Annotated in this window: 18 protein-coding genes and 1 other annotated feature; all 18 genes read right to left on the bottom strand. The window is 45.4% G+C overall.

The genetic code is table 11. The annotated features are described in order from the left end of the window. Nucleotides 1-36 precede the first annotated feature (36 nt). Nucleotides 37-507 (bottom strand): 30S ribosomal protein S7, encoded by a 471-nt coding sequence (rpsG, locus tag ACFSVM_RS25225; protein WP_047914093.1) that lies wholly within the window; start codon nucleotides 505-507, stop codon nucleotides 37-39. A gap of 113 nt (nucleotides 508-620) precedes the next feature. Then, a complete protein-coding gene (rpsL, locus tag ACFSVM_RS25220; RefSeq protein ID WP_047914094.1) occupies nucleotides 621-1043 on the bottom strand; it encodes a 30S ribosomal protein S12 in 423 nt (140 codons plus the stop codon). Between the two features lie 146 nt (nucleotides 1044-1189). Then, complete coding sequence (locus ACFSVM_RS25215) at nucleotides 1190-1441, bottom strand: ribosomal L7Ae/L30e/S12e/Gadd45 family protein (protein WP_047914095.1); 252 nt, start codon at nucleotides 1439-1441, stop codon at nucleotides 1190-1192. A gap of 213 nt (nucleotides 1442-1654) precedes the next feature. Then, the gene (gene rpoC / locus ACFSVM_RS25210; protein WP_076315697.1) at nucleotides 1655-5269 is read right to left on the bottom strand and encodes a DNA-directed RNA polymerase subunit beta'; all 3615 of its coding nucleotides are present in this window, start codon (nucleotides 5267-5269) and stop codon (nucleotides 1655-1657) included. Between the two features lie 115 nt (nucleotides 5270-5384). Then, nucleotides 5385-8936, bottom strand: a complete 3552-nt coding sequence (rpoB, locus tag ACFSVM_RS25205) for a DNA-directed RNA polymerase subunit beta (protein WP_076315696.1) — start codon at nucleotides 8934-8936, stop codon at nucleotides 5385-5387. Between the two features lie 409 nt (nucleotides 8937-9345). After that, on the bottom strand, nucleotides 9346-9945 hold the full coding sequence (locus tag ACFSVM_RS25200; RefSeq protein ID WP_090727885.1) for a class I SAM-dependent methyltransferase: 600 nt from the start codon (nucleotides 9943-9945) through the stop codon (nucleotides 9346-9348). Between the two features lie 119 nt (nucleotides 9946-10064). Next, nucleotides 10065-10430 (bottom strand): 50S ribosomal protein L7/L12, encoded by a 366-nt coding sequence (gene rplL, locus ACFSVM_RS25195; RefSeq protein ID WP_076315694.1) that lies wholly within the window; start codon nucleotides 10428-10430, stop codon nucleotides 10065-10067. Between the two features lie 55 nt (nucleotides 10431-10485). Beyond that, nucleotides 10486-10992, bottom strand: coding sequence for a 50S ribosomal protein L10 (rplJ, locus tag ACFSVM_RS25190; protein WP_076315693.1), 507 nt, complete (start codon nucleotides 10990-10992; stop codon nucleotides 10486-10488). 123 nt (nucleotides 10993-11115) lie between these two features. Continuing rightward, nucleotides 11116-11268 (bottom strand) — a sequence feature (ribosomal protein L10 leader region). A gap of 73 nt (nucleotides 11269-11341) precedes the next feature. Next, the gene (gene rplA / locus ACFSVM_RS25185; protein WP_076315692.1) at nucleotides 11342-12034 is read right to left on the bottom strand and encodes a 50S ribosomal protein L1; all 693 of its coding nucleotides are present in this window, start codon (nucleotides 12032-12034) and stop codon (nucleotides 11342-11344) included. A gap of 83 nt (nucleotides 12035-12117) precedes the next feature. Beyond that, nucleotides 12118-12543: a 50S ribosomal protein L11 gene (rplK, locus tag ACFSVM_RS25180; RefSeq protein WP_047914102.1), complete on the bottom strand. Its 426-nt coding sequence runs from the start codon at nucleotides 12541-12543 to the stop codon at nucleotides 12118-12120. Between the two features lie 84 nt (nucleotides 12544-12627). Then, nucleotides 12628-13161 (bottom strand): transcription termination/antitermination protein NusG, encoded by a 534-nt coding sequence (gene nusG, locus ACFSVM_RS25175; protein WP_047914103.1) that lies wholly within the window; start codon nucleotides 13159-13161, stop codon nucleotides 12628-12630. Nucleotides 13162-13183: 22 nt separating this feature from the next. Next, nucleotides 13184-13375 carry a preprotein translocase subunit SecE gene (gene secE / locus ACFSVM_RS25170; protein WP_047914104.1) on the bottom strand — a complete coding sequence of 64 codons (192 nt, stop codon included), beginning with the start codon at nucleotides 13373-13375 and terminating at the stop codon, nucleotides 13184-13186. 22 nt (nucleotides 13376-13397) lie between these two features. Beyond that, a complete protein-coding gene (rpmG, locus tag ACFSVM_RS25165) occupies nucleotides 13398-13547 on the bottom strand; it encodes a 50S ribosomal protein L33 (RefSeq protein WP_072735843.1) in 150 nt (49 codons plus the stop codon). Nucleotides 13548-13898: 351 nt separating this feature from the next. Beyond that, on the bottom strand, nucleotides 13899-14543 hold the full coding sequence (sigH, locus tag ACFSVM_RS25160) for an RNA polymerase sporulation sigma factor SigH (protein ID WP_076315691.1): 645 nt from the start codon (nucleotides 14541-14543) through the stop codon (nucleotides 13899-13901). A 171-nt stretch (nucleotides 14544-14714) separates the two neighbouring features. Then, nucleotides 14715-15239, bottom strand: coding sequence for an NYN domain-containing protein (locus ACFSVM_RS25155; protein ID WP_076315690.1), 525 nt, complete (start codon nucleotides 15237-15239; stop codon nucleotides 14715-14717). A gap of 12 nt (nucleotides 15240-15251) precedes the next feature. Next, nucleotides 15252-15992, bottom strand: a complete 741-nt coding sequence (rlmB, locus tag ACFSVM_RS25150; RefSeq protein WP_379265279.1) for a 23S rRNA (guanosine(2251)-2'-O)-methyltransferase RlmB — start codon at nucleotides 15990-15992, stop codon at nucleotides 15252-15254. A 37-nt stretch (nucleotides 15993-16029) separates the two neighbouring features. Next, on the bottom strand, nucleotides 16030-16485 hold the full coding sequence (locus ACFSVM_RS25145) for a Mini-ribonuclease 3 (protein ID WP_379265277.1): 456 nt from the start codon (nucleotides 16483-16485) through the stop codon (nucleotides 16030-16032). Then, nucleotides 16482-17879: a cysteine--tRNA ligase gene (gene cysS / locus ACFSVM_RS25140; protein ID WP_379265275.1), complete on the bottom strand. Its 1398-nt coding sequence runs from the start codon at nucleotides 17877-17879 to the stop codon at nucleotides 16482-16484. Before cysS ends, ACFSVM_RS25145 begins: the two co-directional genes overlap by 4 nt. Nucleotides 17880-17883 lie beyond the last annotated feature (4 nt).

The raw sequence follows: 17883 nt of genomic DNA, 5'->3' as shown, positions 1-17883 counted from the left end.
TTCAAAATGAAGTTATATTTTAAAGACTGATAAATCCTACCAACGGTAGTGAGCAAACGCTTTGTTCGCTTCAGCCATTTTGTGTGTGTCTTCACGTTTCTTAACGGAAGCACCAGTGTTGTTGGAAGCATCGATAATCTCAGCTGCCAAACGCTCTTCCATTGTTTTCTCACCGCGGCTGCGGGAGTAGTTTACGAGCCAACGTAGACCAAGGGAAGTACGTCTTTCCGGTTTAACCTCGATAGGTACTTGGTAGTTAGCACCACCGACACGACGAGCTTTAACTTCCAGAACCGGCATAATATTTTTGATAGCTGCTTCAAAAACTTCCATAGGATCTTTACCTGTACGTTCTTGAATCAAGTTGAACGCATTGTAAAGAATGCTTTGAGCAACACCACGTTTTCCATCAAGCATGATGCGGTTGATCAGACGAGTAACAAGTTTGCTGTTGTACACCGGATCAGGCAACACGTCTCTTTTGGTAACTGGACCTTTGCGTGGCATGGATATCCCCCTTTCTTGCATGTTTATTATTCTTAATTTGTTGTTGTTGTTGTTCTGTAACCGAAGCGCTAATTCGCAAACGGCTTACTGACTGTAAAATCAATGTGTTGATCTTACGCTTTTTTAGCTTTAGGGCGTTTCGCACCATACTTGGAGCGAGCTTGCATACGGTTGTTAACACCTGCAGTATCAAGCGCACCACGAACGATATGGTAACGTACACCCGGAAGGTCTTTAACCCGACCACCACGGATCAGAACGACACTGTGCTCTTGCAAGTTGTGTCCGATACCTGGGATGTAAGCAGTAACCTCGATACGGTTAGTCAAACGTACACGGGCATATTTACGAAGCGCGGAGTTCGGTTTCTTCGGAGTCATCGTACCTACACGAGTACAAACACCACGTTTTTGCGGAGCACTGATATCAGTAGACTCACGTTTCAGGGCATTGAAGCCTTTTTGCAACGCAGGAGATTTGGATTTGTAGATCTTTGCTTGACGTCCTTTACGAACGAGCTGATTAATTGTTGGCATGTTGCCACCCCCTTCCTAGATTCGTCATTCTATTTATAAACCTCAATTCTTAAGTCCACAGACCCAGGCGGTTCATAAAAGAACAAATGAAAAGTTTTTGCCGTTTAGGAAGCTCTTGCATTCCAGACAAAAACATCTTCTTATACCTATTGTTTCAATACAGCTACCATAGCCGCTCCCACTTCAATTCCGCAAGCCTTGCCGAGCTGCTCCATCGTATCGACTATGTTCAGCTTCACTTGATGCTTCTCACATAGCGACTTGATCTTAGAAGTGATTCGCATATCAGCGTCCTGAGCTACATAAACTTCAGCAGCCAGACCTGATTCAACCATCTTCATGGTTTGCTTGGTACCGATCTTGACATGAGCATCCTGCAAAAAGTTGTCATTCGACATTTATCAATACCTCCGAGAAGACATGATAACATGCGGCTACTCACGCACCTTTGCTATATTAGCATTACTACACATTTGTTGTCAAGAGATTCAATCAAACTCTAAACATTAAGATTGCCATATCAGGAGGAAGCTTGTAACTTCTCTCCTGATATACAATCTGGTACGTGTTTACCGATCAGATTCGCCTGTTACAGACAAATTTGAGCTATATCAGTCTACAGATACCGGTTCAAGCTCTTCTAGTTGAGATTCGCCATCTTCCGGATTAGCAAACTTCACACTGCGATAACGGTTCATACCTGTACCAGCAGGGATCAGTTTACCGATAATTACATTTTCCTTCAGTCCAAGAAGCTGATCGACCTTACCTTTGATTGCTGCATCCGTCAGGACACGAGTCGTTTCCTGGAAGGAAGCTGCGGACAAGAAGGAATCTGTTTCAAGAGACGCCTTGGTGATACCCAGAAGGACTGGCTTAGCCACTGCAGGCTCCTTGTCACTAAGAATTGCAGTCTTGTTTGCTGTTTCATATTCATGAGTATCAACAAACGAACCTGGAAGAAGCGTAGTATCTCCTGCATCCACAATACGAATCTTGCGCAGCATTTGACGAATCATTACTTCTACGTGCTTGTCGTTGATTTCTACACCTTGGTTACGATATACGCGCTGTACTTCTTGCAGAATGTAGTTTTGAACGCCACGTACACCTTTGATACGCAGCATTTCTTTCGGGTCAATTGAACCATCCGTAAGCTCATCCCCCGCTTCAATCTCCATTCCCTCGCTTACGCGCAGACGGGAGCCATAGGTAACTGCATAGACTTTCGTCTCAGCTTCACCTTGAACTTCAATTTCACGGCGATCTTTAGCTTCACGGATCTCTTTGATAACACCATCAATTTCACTGATGGTTGCTTGACCTTTCGGATTACGCGCTTCGAAAAGCTCCTGGATACGCGGAAGACCCTGAGTAATATCGTCTCCAGCGACACCACCGGTATGGAACGTACGCATTGTAAGCTGTGTTCCTGGCTCACCGATGGATTGTGCAGCGATGATACCAACTGCTTCCCCGATCTCGACGTGTTTACCTGTTGCCAGGTTGCGTCCATAACACTTCTTGCAGACACCATGACGAGCACGGCAGCTAAGCACAGAACGTATTTGCAGTTTGTCTACTCCTGCTTTAACAATAGCCTCAGCTTTGTCAGAATCGATGAGCTCATTACGATGTGCAATGATTTCACCTGTCTCAGGATGACGAACCGTTTGGAAGCAATAGCGGCCTTCGATACGATCATATAGATCCTCGATAACCTCTTTACCATCTTGAATACGGCTTACAGTGAAACCTTTATCTGTTCCGCAATCATCTTCCCGAACAATCACATCTTGCGCTACGTCAACGAGACGACGAGTCAGGTAACCTGAGTCAGCTGTACGCAGGGCTGTATCGGCAAGACCTTTACGTGCACCGTGCGTGGACAGGAAGTACTCGAGTACCGTCAGACCTTCACGGAAGTTCGATTTGATTGGGAGCTCGATAATACGTCCTGATGGGTTGGCCATCAGACCCCGCATACCGCCCAGCTGTGTAATCTGAGATTTGTTACCACGGGCTTTAGAGTCAACCATGAGCATGATGGAGTTGAAGCGATCCATCGATTTCATAAGGACTTCCGTGATATCATCTTTTGCTTTGGACCAGATATCAATGACGCGGTCATAACGCTCTTCGTTCGTGATCAAACCACGACGGTACTGATTCGTAACGACAGCAACCTTCTCATCTGACACACGTAAAATCTCATTCTTCTCATCAGGGACAATAACGTCGGATACACCAACGGTAACCCCAGCACGAGTAGAATACGTGAATCCAAGCTGTTTGACCTTATCCAAGATCATAGATGTTTGTGTTGTATGGTATACCTCGAAGCAGCGTGCAATGATATGACCAAGATAGTCTTTGCCGACTCCACCCGCTTGAGGTGCATTCATAATTGCTTCTCTCAGGTCAGCGCCTTTCTCATACACAAAGGAATGCTCCGGCGTACCTTGGAAGAGGTTAGCGCGAGTTGCATCATTAATGTATGGGAAGCTGCTTGGGAAGATTTCGTTAAAGATAATCTTACCGACCGTTGTGATCAGCATCGCATTTTGCTGCTCATCCGTAAAGCTTGTTTTGTTAAGAGCTTTGACCGGAATTGCAACACGTGCATGAAGACCCGCAGTTCCGCGTTGGTAAGCAGATACAGCTTCATTCACTGTACGAAGGATCATACCTGAGCCTTTTTCTTCTTTGTTATCCATTGTCAGATAGAAGGATCCAAGAACCATATCCTGAGATGGAGTAACAACCGGCTTACCATCTTTAGGGTTCAAGATATTACCTGACGCAAGCATAAGAAGACGAGCTTCGGCTTGAGCTTCAGCGGACAAAGGTACGTGAACGGCCATTTGGTCACCGTCAAAGTCGGCGTTGTAAGCCGTACATACGAGCGGATGCAAACGGATCGCTTTACCTTCCACCAGAATCGGTTCAAATGCTTGAATACCCAAACGGTGAAGCGTAGGGGCACGGTTAAGAAGTACTGGATGTTCCTTAATTACTTCTTCAAGAACGTCCCATACTTCAGGACTCACACGTTCAACTTTACGTTTTGCACTCTTAATATTATGCGCCAGACCTTTGTTCACAAGCTCTTTCATAACGAAAGGCTTGAACAACTCAAGCGCCATATCCTTAGGCAAGCCGCATTGGTACATCTTAAGGTAAGGACCTACGACGATAACGGAACGACCAGAATAGTCAACACGTTTACCGAGCAAGTTCTGACGGAAGCGACCTTGTTTACCTTTCAGCATGTGGCTGAGAGATTTGAGCGGACGGTTACCAGGACCTGTAACAGGACGGCCACGACGGCCGTTATCGATCAGAGCGTCAACTGCTTCTTGAAGCATACGCTTCTCATTCTGAACGATGATGTCTGGTGCACCAAGATCAAGAAGGCGTTTCAGACGGTTATTACGGTTAATTACACGACGATACAGATCATTCAAGTCAGAAGTCGCAAAGCGGCCGCCGTCAAGCTGAACCATCGGCCGAAGCTCCGGTGGAATGACAGGAAGTACATCCATGATCATCCAATCCGGTCTGTTGCCGGAATTACGGAAAGCTTCGATAACTTCAAGGCGCTTAATCGCACGATTACGGCGCTGACCTTGAGCTGTGCGGAGCTCTTCTTTCAAGAATTCAAGCTCTTTATCAACGTCGAGGTCTTGAAGCAGCTTTTTAACCGCTTCTGCACCCATGCCTGCTTGGAACCCGTAGCCGTATTTCTCACGGTAGCTGCGGTATTCTTTTTCAGACAGCAGTTGTTTTTTCTCCAGTGGAGTCTCACCTGGATCGGTAACAACATAAGATGCAAAATAAATGATCTCTTCAAGAGATCTTGGAGACATATCCAGAGCCAGACCCATACGGCTTGGAATGCCTTTGAAATACCAGATATGTGATACCGGAGCAGCCAGTTCAATATGCCCCATACGCTCACGGCGTACTTTGGCACGAGTCACTTCAACGCCGCAACGGTCACAAACGACGCCTTTATAACGAACGCGCTTGTATTTACCACAGTGACATTCCCAGTCCTTTGTAGGACCGAAGATCTTCTCGCAGAACAGACCTTCTTTTTCCGGTTTTAGCGTACGATAGTTAATCGTTTCCGGTTTTTTCACTTCTCCGCGGGACCAAGAGCGAATTTTTTCCGGGGATGCAAGCCCGATTTTCATATATTCGAAATTGTTTACGTCCAACAAGGAGCAACCCTCCTTAACCAAGTCCTAAATTTTAGGTTCTCCCCCCTCCGATGCGAGATGCTTCAGAGGGGATTAGAGCCTGATGAAAATTCCGGTATTGTTACAGTTGACTATGTTATTCTACACCGACTTCTGTGCCTTCAAGGTTGAGGCTCAGCTTATCGCCTGCAGCGTCATCATCGTCATCCGATTCTTTCAGATCGATCTCTTCTTCGTCTTTGGTAAGCATTTTAACGTCCATACCCAAGCTCTGCAGCTCTTTGATCAGTACCTTGAAGGACTCAGGGATACCTGGTTCTGGAACATTCTCACCCTTGACAATGGATTCATAAGTCTTAACACGTCCAACAACGTCATCAGACTTAACTGTAAGAATTTCTTGCAGGGTATATGCTGCACCGTAGGCTTCAAGCGCCCAAACCTCCATCTCACCGAAACGCTGACCACCAAACTGAGCTTTACCACCCAGAGGCTGTTGCGTAACAAGTGAGTATGGTCCTGTGGAGCGGGCGTGGATCTTATCGTCAACCATGTGCGCCAGCTTGATCATGTGCATGACACCGACAGTAACTTCACGCTCGAAGCGCTCGCCCGTACGTCCATCAAACAGCACAGTCTTACCATTACGCTGCATGCCTGCTTCTTCCATCGTGTCAAACACATCATGCTCTGTAGCACCGTCAAATACCGGTGTAGCTACATGAATACCAAGCTGCATAGCAGCCATACCCAAGTGAACCTCAAGCACCTGTCCGATGTTCATACGGGATGGTACCCCCAGCGGGTTAAGCACGACTTGAACTGGTGTTCCGTCCGGAAGGAATGGCATATCTTCTTCTGGAAGAATACGGGCCACGACCCCTTTGTTACCGTGACGTCCGGCCATTTTGTCACCCTCGGAAATTTTCCGTTTTTGAGCGATATAGACACGTACGAGCTGGTTAACACCCGGAGGCAGTTCATCACCGTTCTCACGTGTGAAGACTTTAACGTCTACCACAATTCCGTCTGTACCGTGTGGTACGCGAAGTGAAGTATCGCGAACTTCACGAGCCTTCTCACCGAAGATCGCATGAAGGAGACGCTCTTCCGCTGTAAGCTCGGTTACCCCTTTAGGTGTAACTTTACCAACAAGAATGTCGCCGGCTGCAATTTCAGCACCGATGCGGATAATTCCGCGCTCATCAAGGTTACGAAGTGCTTCTTCACCCACGTTAGGAATATCGCGAGTAATTTCTTCAGGTCCGAGCTTCGTATCACGAGCTTCAGACTCATATTCTTCAATGTGAATGGAAGTGTACACGTCTTCTTTAACAAGTTTTTCGCTAAGAAGAATCGCATCCTCATAGTTGTAACCTTCCCAAGTCATGAAGGCAACGACTACGTTGCGGCCCAGTGCCAATTCACCCATTTCAGTAGATGGTCCATCTGCCAAAATGTCGCCTTTTTTAATGTGATCGCCAATTTTTACGATTGGACGTTGGTTAATGCATGTTCCTTGGTTCGAACGCATAAATTTGTGTAATTTATGTTTAACGATATCGCCCTTAACTTCCTTGCCGTCAACAAGTTCAATTCTGCGAACCCAAATTTCATTGGCAGAAGATCTCTCAATAATACCGTCATGTTTGGATACAATACATACACCGGAGTCTTTCGCAGCTTTGTGTTCCATACCCGTACCTACAAGCGGAGCTTTAGGAATAAGAAGTGGAACCGCCTGCCGCTGCATGTTAGATCCCATGAGTGCACGGTTGGAGTCATCGTTCTCAAGGAACGGAATGAGCGCCGTTGCAACGGATACAACCTGCTTAGGAGATACGTCCATGTAGTCAACGCGGTCATTCGGCATCGTTGTGATGTTGTCAGACTGCTTGTTGTAACGAACAACGACCATATCCTCAGCAAAAGTACCGTCTTCATTCAATTTCGCATTCGCCTGAGCAATAACATAGTTATCCTCTTCGTCTGCAGTTACATAACGAACTTGATCTGTAACTTGGCCTGTCTTCGGATCTACCCAGCGATATGGAGCTTCGATGAAGCCATATTCGTTGACGCGTGCAAATGTAGACAAGGAGTTGATCAAACCGATGTTCGGTCCCTCTGGAGTCTCGATCGGACACATACGCCCATAGTGGGATGGATGTACGTCACGGACTTCAAAGCCTGCGCGCTCACGAGTCAAACCACCAGGTCCTAGAGCAGACAGACGACGTTTATGCGTAAGTTCGCCCAGCGGATTCGTTTGGTCCATAAACTGAGACAACTGCGAGCTTCCGAAGAACTCTTTAATGGATGCAATAACCGGACGAATGTTGATCAACGCCTGAGGTGTAATGACGTTCGCATCCTGAATAGACATTCTCTCACGAACAACGCGCTCCATACGGGATAGACCAATACGGAACTGGTTCTGCAAGAGCTCACCAACAGAACGAAGACGACGGTTACCCAAGTGGTCGATATCGTCTGTATCACCAATACCATGAAGCAGGTTCAAGAAGTAACTGATGGAAGAAATGATATCTGCTGGCGTAATATGCTTAACAGATTTATCAATGTTGCTGTTCGCAATCAATTTAACGACTTTACCGTCTTCTATTGGAGAGAATACATCAATAGTTTGGACCGGAATATCATTAGCATCAAGAACACCGTTCGCCACATGATAAGTACGTTGTCCAACCGCCTCTTCACTCTCAAGTGCAGGCATAATTTCATCAAGCAATCTGCGGTCAACAATTTGTCCAGCCTCTGCAATGATTTCTCCAGTAGAGATATCAATCAAAGATTCTGCAAGACGTTGATTGAACAGACGGTTCTTGATATGAAGCTTTTTATTGATTTTGTAACGACCTACGTTCGCAAGATCATAACGTTTTGGATCAAAGAAACGTGCTACAAGCAAGCTCTTCGCATTATCCAAAGTCGGTGGTTCACCCGGACGAAGACGTTCGTAAATTTCGATCAGTGCTTTCTCTGTCGAATCTGTGTTGTCTTTATCCAGCGTATTCCGGATATATTCATCATTACCCAGCAAATCCAAAATCTCAGCATCTGTACCAAACCCAAGCGCTCTCAGCAGTACAGTCACTGGAATCTTACGAGTACGGTCGATACGAACATAGATAATGTCCTTCGCGTCCATCTCAAGCTCCAGCCACGCTCCGCGATTCGGAATCACTGTTGCGGTATAAGATTTCTTTGCGTTCTTATCTAATTTAGTGCTGAAATAGACGCTAGGAGAGCGAACCAACTGGCTGACAATAACCCGTTCCGCACCGTTGATAATAAAGGTGCCTGTTTCGGTCATCAGCGGGAAATCACCCATGAACACTTCCTGCTCTTTGACTTCGCCCGTTTCCTTATTAATGAGCCGGACTTTTACCCGAAGCGGTGCGGCATAAGTAACGTCGCGTTCTTTCGCGTCGTCTACCGTATATTTCGGTTCACCGAGACTGTAGTCGATAAATTCCAATACGAGATTACCTGTAAAATCCTGAATTGGCGAGATATCCTGGAACATTTCGCGCAATCCTTCCTCCAAAAACCATTCGTAAGATTTTTGTTGGATTTCTATCAGGTTCGGAATTTCGAGTATCTCGTTAATTCGTGCATAACTGCGCCGAGTGCGTCGACCATACTGAACAAGATGTCCTGCCAACTTAAACTCACCCCTCAATGTCTACTCACTTTTAAAAATTTCGTTGCGAACCTCTGTTTGTAACCTTATAATGGAACTCATATAAGATGAATCAACCAGAGAGAGAGCATCCACAAATAAAGAAAAGCCCTTACTCGAATGTTTTTTCGAAAAAAGAGCAACTTATTAGTGAATTTCTCCTTCATCCCAGAAAAACCCACTCACCTCATAGTCTGCCCAAAATGTACATATTATACGCGGATCCACACACAAATATGCGATCCAAGCGAAAAAAAGATTGACATTTTAACAAACTAAAGCTAAGTAGGGCATCTTAATACTGACATTTATTAAGAATACCACAATGGCGATACCAAGTCAATAGTCCTATTGCGATTTTTTTTAGTTTGTATATACTAATATACCCGCATTATTTCTTTGCCCTGAATATCCGATACCCTTTGTCCTTCGTTACTTCTTCAACCACACTAAACATCGATTCCAACTTCGCTTTGGCAGAAGGTGCCCCTTGTTTCTTCTGTATAACAATCCACAGTGTTCCACCTTCGTTCAGCTGCTCATAGGCTTCTTCAAAAATTGCATGTACAACGTCCTTACCAGCCCGGATCGGAGGATTGGTTAGGATGACATCGAACCTATCTTCTCTCACTGCTTCCAGCCGGTCACTCTGTTTAATAACGGTATTTGCACTTACCTGGTTTTGAATTGCATTATGCCTTGCCAGTTCTACGGCACGCTCATTGATATCAATCATCGTAACCACTGCATCCGGCAGGAGCTTAGCTGCCACAATCCCGATTGGACCGTAGCCGCACCCTACATCCAGAACTGACTTGGCTCCCTGAAGATCCATCGCTCCAATAAGAACCCTGCTGCCATAATCCACACCGTTCTTTGAAAATACTCCTGCATCACTGGTTAGTTTAAGCTTGTAACCTCTCAGCTCTGTTTCAAGAGTTTGTCTATCGTGAGCGGCTTCAGGCTTATTAGAATAATAATGATCTGACATGGGATACCTCCAATTCACCTTCACTTACAAAAGTTGCAGCCATTCATAACAACAAACCCCTTGACTCTATCAAGGGGTTTGTATGTTTTGTTTCCAATTCACTAGTTAAGTGAAATCAATTATTTTACTTCAACAGAAGCGCCAACTTCTTCAAGTTTAGCTTTAACTGTTTCTGCTTCTTCTTTGCTTACTTTTTCTTTCAGTGGTTTTGGAGCGTTGTCAACGAGTTCTTTAGCTTCTTTCAAGCCAAGACCAGTGATTTCGCGAACCGCTTTGATTACGTTGATTTTGGAAGCACCAGCAGATGCCAAGATTACGTCGAACTCAGTTTGCTCAGCAGCTTCAGCACCGCCAACAGCGCCGCCCATAACAGCTACAGGAGCTGCAGCAGTTACGCCGAATTCTTCTTCGATTGCTTTAACAAGATCGTTCAGTTCCAAAACAGTCATACCTTTAATTGCTTCCAAGATTTGCTCTTTACTCATGGTAGAACCTCCATTATTTAAATTAGTATTTTATATAGCCTGGTATTTCAAAAAATTAAGCGCCTTGCTCTTCTTTTTGTTCGCCGACTGCTTTAACCGCAAGGGCGAAGTTGCGTACAGGTGCTTGAAGCACGCTGAGGAGCATGGAAAGAAGTCCTTCGCGGGATGGAAGTTCTGCCAGTGCTTTAACTTCTTCAACACCAACAACACGTCCTTCAACTACTGCACCTTTCAATTTCAGTGCATCGTTCTTCTTAGCGAAGTCGTTCAAAATTTTAGCTGGAGCAACAGCATCTTCACCGCTGAATGCAATCGCAGTAGGACCTGTCAGAACTTCATCAAGTTCAGTCAGCTCTGCAGCTGCAGTTGCACGGCGAAGCAATGTGTTCTTCAGGACTTGGAATTCGATACCCGCTTCACGAAGCTGTTTACGCAGCTCAGTTACTTGGGCAACGTTCAGACCACGGTAGTCAGCTACTACTGTAGTTGCGCTCTCACGCAATTTCGCAGTTACCACGTCAACCGCTTCTTGTTTAGCTTGAATCACTTTTGCGTTTGCCAAATTGTACACCTCCTGATAGATTCCTTGCTCAGTACCGCATGGCACTTCGCATCTTCGTTAACCGCTAGAAGCGGAAGTTTCCCGTAAGATAGGTGAGGCTTGATCCGATGTATCAGCTTCATTTATCCAATAAGAAAAGCCTCCGTAGAATCACGAAGGCTTGATAAAGTCAGATTGAGCATAGAAACTCAATTGATACGTTCTATCATCACACCTCGGTAGGAAATTAAGCTTATAACAAGCACCTACTGTCTACGGTAAGCATATTCGAATTTAAGGGTCAGTCACTTATGACTTAACAACTTTTACAGAATAACAGATTCAGCAGACCAAAGTCAACTGGTATTTATTATCTGTAAGAAGCTGTATTCACACGAGCACCAGGTCCCATTGTTGAGGACAGGCTGATGTTTTTCAGGTAAACACCTTTTGCAGCAGCTGGTTTAGCACGGTTAAGTGCATCAATCAGTGCTTTAAGGTTATCATTCAACTGCTCAGCAGAGAAAGATACTTTACCGATTGGCGCGTGAATTTGACCTGCACGATCCAGACGATACTCGATTTTACCGGCTTTAATTTCTTGAACAGCCTTGGAAACATCGAAAGTAACCGTTCCGGCTTTAGGGTTAGGCATCAGGCCTTTACCGCCGAGCAGACGGCCCAATTTACCTACTTCACTCATCATATCAGGTGTAGCTACGCAGACATCGAACTCGAACCAACCTTGTTGGATTTTGTTGATCATATCTTGATCCCCAACAAAGTCTGCTCCAGCTGCTTCCGCCTCTTTCGCTTTTTCACCTTTTGCAAATACCAATACGCGTTGTGTTTTACCTGTACCGTGAGGCAAGACAACAACACCACGCACAGCTTGGTCTTGTTTACGTGGGTCTACGCCCAAACGAACTGCAGCTTCAACCGTTTCGTCGAATTTAGCAGTCGCTGCCTTTTTGACAAGCTCTACAGCTTCCAAAGGCTCGTAGCTTGCTTCGCTGTCAATCAGCTTAGCAGCTTCAACATATTTCTTACCATGTTTAGCCATGTTTCTATTCCTCCTTTGTGGTTTTAACGGATATACCTCCCACATGGCGGGCGCTTATAAGGCCCGCGTTACGAACACTTCAATTAGTCTTCGATGGTGATACCCATGCTGCGAGCAGTACCTTCTACCATACGCATTGCGGACTCAACGTTCGCAGCGTTCAGGTCAGGCATTTTTTGCTCAGCGATTTGACGAACAGTATCGCGTTTAACAGTTGCGACTTTTTTCTTGTTCGGCTCACCGGATCCTTTTTCAAGTTTAGCAGCTACTTTAAGCAGAACTGCAGCCGGTGGAGTTTTGGTGATGAAAGTAAAAGAACGATCTTCAAACACCGTGATTTCAACTGGAATGATCAAACCTGCTTGATCGGCTGTACGAGCGTTGAATTCTTTACAGAATGCCATGATGTTGACACCCGCTTGACCCAATGCCGGACCTACCGGAGGCGCAGGATTCGCTTTCCCTGCAGGGATCTGCAGTTTTACCATTTTGATTACCTTCTTGGCCATGTAAGACACCTCCTTGCATCAATAGTGGTCGACGAGCTTCATAAGCCCTCCCACAAGAAACCAATTTCAGCTTCGATAAAGCTTCTATAATTTCTCCACTTGAGTATAATCCAGCTCAAGCGGGGTTTCCCGTCCAAACATGTTGACGTGAACTTTCAGTTTACTTTTCTCAGCCAATATTTCTTCCACGGAGCCCACAAAATTCGCAAAAGGACCAACCTTAATTCGTACAGATTCCTTAATGTCGAATTCAATCTTCGGTTTCGGTTCTACCACACCCATATGCTTCAGAATCTGTTCAACTTCATCTGGCAGCAATGGTGTCGGCTTTGAACCTGACCCTGTCGATCCTACAAACCCAGTTACTCCAGGCGTGTTGCGAACAACATACCAGGAATCATCCGTTTGAATCATTTCGACCAGGACATATCCGGGGTAAATCTTACGCATGACAGTCTTTTTCTTACCGTCCTTATTCACCACTTCTTCTTCCATTGGAACAAGAACACGGAATATCTTGTCCTCCATGCCCATGGACTCTACGCGCTTTTCCAAATTGGCTTTGACTTTGTTCTCATACCCTGAATAGGTATGAACGACATACCATCTTTTTTCCATATCAAGCCACCTGGGACCCTTCTTAAATTATCGCATCGATCACATAGGAAATTCCGATGTCAAGAACCCAAAAATAAAGCGTGATAACTATAACCGTCCCCAGAACAATCAGGGTGTAGTTAGTTAACTCTTTACGATTAGGCCAGCGAACTTTTTTAAGCTCTGCCCAGCTTTCTGAGAAAAAGGAAAACAGAGACTTGAAACTACGTTTCACGCCGACTACACCTCCAAATTAACTATCTGGTTTCGCGATGAGAAGTCTGCTCGTTACAAAACTTGCAAAATTTCTTCATCTCCATGCGGTCAGGGTGATTACGCTTGTTTTTTGTCGTTGTGTAATTTCTTTGTTTGCAATTCGTACAAGCCAAAGTAATAATTACCCGCATGATGTGCACCTCCCGAAGACATCCGAAGCATTATCAGAAGTCTCTAAATTGATCCTAAAAAAAAGCGCGAATTTAGGCCTACCTAAAACACTTTATCACAAGGGTATATTCATGTCAATGCAAGAATAAGCCTTATTCACTGGCTAAAATAACCTGTAGTCGGCGAACTTTCAGGTCTCATTTTGTTCTCAGAAAGCGTCTCTCTCCTATGCAACCGATAAATTGGACGAACACGAATGATAGAAACGCCAATATTAAACAGTATTAAACATTCCTTTGTTTTTAAACGTCCTGTCTTTGCTGCAAGCAAAAAAAGACTCTTATTCGAGTCTTTCTTCAAGTTGTATTATTCTAATTATCTCGTACTTCAAGATATTTCTCAAGTTTGCGCTTAACTCTCTGCAGTGCATTGTCGATGGACTTCACATGACGATCCAGATCAACCGCTATTTCTTGATAGGATCTGCCGTCTAAATATAGCATCAATACTTTGCGTTCCAGATCACTTAAAATCTCGGACATCTTGTCTTCCAAGCCGACAAACTCTTCCTGATTAATTATAAGCTCTTCAGGGTCACTCACCTGGGATCCACAAATGACATCCAGCAGCGTACGGTCTGACTCTTCATCATAGATCGGCTTGTCCAAAGAAACATACGAATTCAGCGGAATATGCTTCTGACGAGTTGCAGTCTTGATGGCTGTAATAATCTGCCTGGTTATACATAACTCTGCAAATGCCTTGAATGAAGCCAGCTTGTCCCCTCTGAAATCACGTATCGCCTTGTAAAGCCCGATCATTCCTTCTTGAATGATATCTTCCCTATCGGCACCGATTAAAAAGTAAGATCTTGCTTTGGCGCGTACAAAATTGCGATACTTGTTGATCAAGTATTCCAGCGCATCACTATCGTTGTTATGAACCGCTTGGACAATATCCTCATCGCTTAGGTAATCAAACTCGGACAACATGATATCTTTGAGGTCAACACTCACTAACAATCCCTCCGGCTGCAACGCAAGGAACCCCGTCACCTATCAAAATAATAGCATCAGTATAAATGATCGAACCTTCCATCGTCAACCACACACCGCCTAAAAAAGAAAAGAATGATATAAATGTCAAGAGATACATAATACCAATTATTTACACTCTGAGGGTATTTGTCAATCTCTTCTCCACTGCTCGAACAATTTTCGCATTTCCGGTGTGAGCTTTGAATCTATTGTATTTTTTGTCGATTTTTTTTGAAAATCTTCTTTGATACGTTTACCCACTTCCTTCTCATTCTGTTCCAGCTCAATCAGAAGTTCGCGTGCAGACAGGCGGAGTGCACCTTGTCCAAAAATGACATGCTGCTCCACCATATCGCTCGTTGCCACATAGATCTGACGTCTGCGGGAGCTGAGCTCGCCAACAAGACGCTCGATGCACTCGTCTGCCGTTTCTTTTTCTTTGGTGAAATAGACCTGAACTTTGTTCTCCGTAAAGGATTTGCCCAGGCCGGGAACTCGGTACGCATCAAATACGACGATGACTCTTCGGCCTGAGAAGCCCTGGTATTCAGCAAGCTTCGCCAGAAGCTTGTCCCGAGCTCCATCCAGGTCCGTCTGAGCTAGCGTATATAGCTCCTTCCACCCTCCGATCATGTTGTAGCCGTCCACGAGAAGCACATCACGGAGATCCTTCATGACCCGCCAGCCCTAGGCCTTTCGGGATCGGAGCACTTCGTACATGACGACACCGGCTGCAACCGAGGCGTTCAATGAATTGATCTGTCCTGCCATTGGAAGCTTGAGAAGAATGTCGCATTTTTCTCGAACCAGGCGGCCCATGCCCTTGCCTTCGTTTCCAATCACTATGGCAACAGGCCCTGTAAACACTCCATTGCCGAAGACAGATTCCGTAGCTCTTACATCGGTGCCTACAACCCAGACTCCCGTTTCCTTCAGCTCCTCAATCGTTTGCGCCAAATTGCTTACTCTTGCCACAGGTACATATTCAGCAGCTCCAGCAGAAGTCTTGGATACTGTTGCTGTCACTTGCGCCGACCGTCTCTTTGGCACGATGACACCATGCGCACCTGTGCAATCCGCTGTGCGCAGAATAGAGCCAAGGTTGTGAGGATCTTCAATCTCATCCAGCAGTACTAGAAATGGAGGTTCCCCCTTCTCCTGAGCAGAAGCAAGAATATCCTCGACTTCAGCATATTGATAAGGTGCAGCCTGTGCGACGACTCCTTGATGCTGGATGCCGGGAACCATTTGGTCCAGTTTACGCTTATCCACTTGCTGTATGATAACGCCTGCTTTTTTGGCTTCTGCAATAATCGGCATCGTCAAGTGCTTCTGGGCTTGGTCAGCGATCCACACTTTGTTTAACGTTCTTCCGGAACGCAGCGCCTCGATAACCGAGTGCTTGCCGGCAATCCATTCTTCTTCCATATTTCCTTTATCCTCCTGGCTGACGCCTTCAATTCGATTAGTTGTTGTTCTCCTGCTGCATTTGTGTAATTCCCAGATCTATCAGTTCGCGCAGCCGCGCTTCCTTTTTGCTTAAGTACAAATATCCGACAAGACATTCAAACGCTGTCGCATGGCGGTATTGCTGTACATCCGCATTTTTCGGCACGCTCGACTTGGCATTACGTCCTTGTCTAACAACGTCCTGTTCCTTGTCATCCAGCATCGACTCGATTAGGGACAATATTCGACTTTGTCCTTTAGCTGACACGAAATTGGTCGCCTTTTGATGAAGATGATGTGGACGCAAATTGGGCTTCGACAGCAAATATTGTCTTACCGCTACCTCGTATACCGCATCTCCGATATAGGCCAGCGCAATGGGCGGAATCAGCTCCGGCTTGCGTGAAGGAGAGTAAGGAAATAACCAATCCCGCTCTCCCTGTTCGTTAAGATGAGTATCCAGTTCACTCATTTGCGCCGCCATCTTATGCCTTGAGCTGTATCTTCGATAACAATGCCCATAGCCGTCAATTCATCACGAATTTCATCTGCGCGCGCCCAATTCTTCGTTTTACGTGCCTCGTTACGCTCTGCAATCAGTTTCTCTACATCCTCATGCAGATCATCTTCATCCGATGTATATATACGGAGCACTCCGTTCATCTCATCAAATGCTGTCAGTACCGCCTCAAGCTCAGAGCGGTTAGCCACTTCAGCCTGAAGTAGGCTGTTGACCTCATTTACCCATTCAAACACAGCCGTAATAGCATCGGGTGTATTAAAATCATCCTGCATTTTCTCATGGAAGCTGGCCAGAATTTCGGAAAGCTTCGATTTCAGCTCCTCGGATACAGGCTGGTCCAGAGTGACCGTTCCAAGACGGTGCTTCACATTATTTACCGCAATAGCAATCCGATCCACACTGTTCTCGGCCTGCTGCATAATATCTTCACTGAAATTGAGTGGATTCCGATAATGTGTCGACAGCATGAAATATCGAATAGCTTCACGGCGATAGAGATTACGCAGATCTTTTACCAAAATACCGTTACCCAACGATTTCGACATTTTCTCGTTATCGATTCGAATGAAGCCGTTATGCATCCAATAATTAGCCAGCGGCTTGCCTGTTAGGGCTTCAGATTGGGCCACTTCACACTCATGATGCGGGAACTGCAGATCTTGGCCGCCTCCATGAATATCCAGAGTGTCACCGAGCAGCTTGCGCGCCATGGCGGAGCATTCGATATGCCAGCCTGGACGACCTGGACCCCAAGGGCTTTCCCAATAAATTTCACCGGGCTTTGCTGCTTTCCATAGAACAAAATCCTGCGGATTTTCTTTGCGTTCATCAACACCGATTCGAATGCCGAACTGAAGCTCATCGAGATTTTGCTTAGAGAGCTTGCCATACTCTGGGAATTTGTGTGTGCGATAATACACATCCCCGCCATTCTCATAAGCAATTCCTTCCTTGAACAGCTGATCAATAAAATCAATGATCAAATCCATATTCTCGGTAACTCTCGGATTATGGGTTGCTCTTGGAATGCCCAGTCCATCTAGGTCTTCGTAATAAGCTTTAATAAAACGATCGGCAACCTGCGGTACCGTGAGTCCTGTCTGCTCTGCTTTTTTTATCAATTTATCGTCTACATCCGTGAAGTTAACGACATAATTCACATCATTACCCACCGTCTCTAAGTAGCTGCGAACCACGTCGAAAAATATCATCGGTCTTGCATTCCCGATATGGATATAGTCGTATACTGTCGGTCCGCACACGTACATTTTCACTTTTCCCGGCTCCTGTGGAGTAAATACATCCTTGCTCCTTGTGAGCGTATTATAAATATGAAGCGCCATAATT

This window comes from Paenibacillus shunpengii (genome assembly GCF_042684905.1).
In the GTDB taxonomy this organism is placed as follows: Bacteria; Bacillota; Bacilli; order Paenibacillales; family Paenibacillaceae; genus Paenibacillus; species Paenibacillus shunpengii.
Note: the sequence above shows the minus strand (reverse complement) of the source record. Positions and strands in the feature narration are given on the sequence as shown.

Bases quoted from the DNA above. Each gene is read 5' to 3' on its own strand.
- cysS (WP_379265275.1), bottom strand. From the start codon at position 17,879: ATGGCGCTTCATATTTATAATACGCTCACAAGGAGCAAGGATGTATTT.
- rpsG (WP_047914093.1), bottom strand. From the start codon at position 507: ATGCCACGCAAAGGTCCAGTTACCAAAAGAGACGTGTTGCCTGATCCG.
- ACFSVM_RS25215 (WP_047914095.1), bottom strand. From the start codon at position 1,441: ATGTCGAATGACAACTTTTTGCAGGATGCTCATGTCAAGATCGGTACC.
- rpmG (WP_072735843.1), bottom strand. From the start codon at position 13,547: ATGCGGGTAATTATTACTTTGGCTTGTACGAATTGCAAACAAAGAAAT.
- ACFSVM_RS25145 (WP_379265277.1), bottom strand. From the start codon at position 16,485: ATGAGTGAACTGGATACTCATCTTAACGAACAGGGAGAGCGGGATTGG.
- ACFSVM_RS25155 (WP_076315690.1), bottom strand. From the start codon at position 15,239: ATGAAGGATCTCCGTGATGTGCTTCTCGTGGACGGCTACAACATGATC.
- rplK (WP_047914102.1), bottom strand. From the start codon at position 12,543: ATGGCCAAGAAGGTAATCAAAATGGTAAAACTGCAGATCCCTGCAGGG.
- rplL (WP_076315694.1), bottom strand. From the start codon at position 10,430: ATGAGTAAAGAGCAAATCTTGGAAGCAATTAAAGGTATGACTGTTTTG.
- rlmB (WP_379265279.1), bottom strand. From the start codon at position 15,992: ATGGAAGAAGAATGGATTGCCGGCAAGCACTCGGTTATCGAGGCGCTG.
- rpsL (WP_047914094.1), bottom strand. From the start codon at position 1,043: ATGCCAACAATTAATCAGCTCGTTCGTAAAGGACGTCAAGCAAAGATC.
- nusG (WP_047914103.1), bottom strand. From the start codon at position 13,161: ATGGAAAAAAGATGGTATGTCGTTCATACCTATTCAGGGTATGAGAAC.
- rplA (WP_076315692.1), bottom strand. From the start codon at position 12,034: ATGGCTAAACATGGTAAGAAATATGTTGAAGCTGCTAAGCTGATTGAC.
- ACFSVM_RS25200 (WP_090727885.1), bottom strand. From the start codon at position 9,945: ATGTCAGATCATTATTATTCTAATAAGCCTGAAGCCGCTCACGATAGA.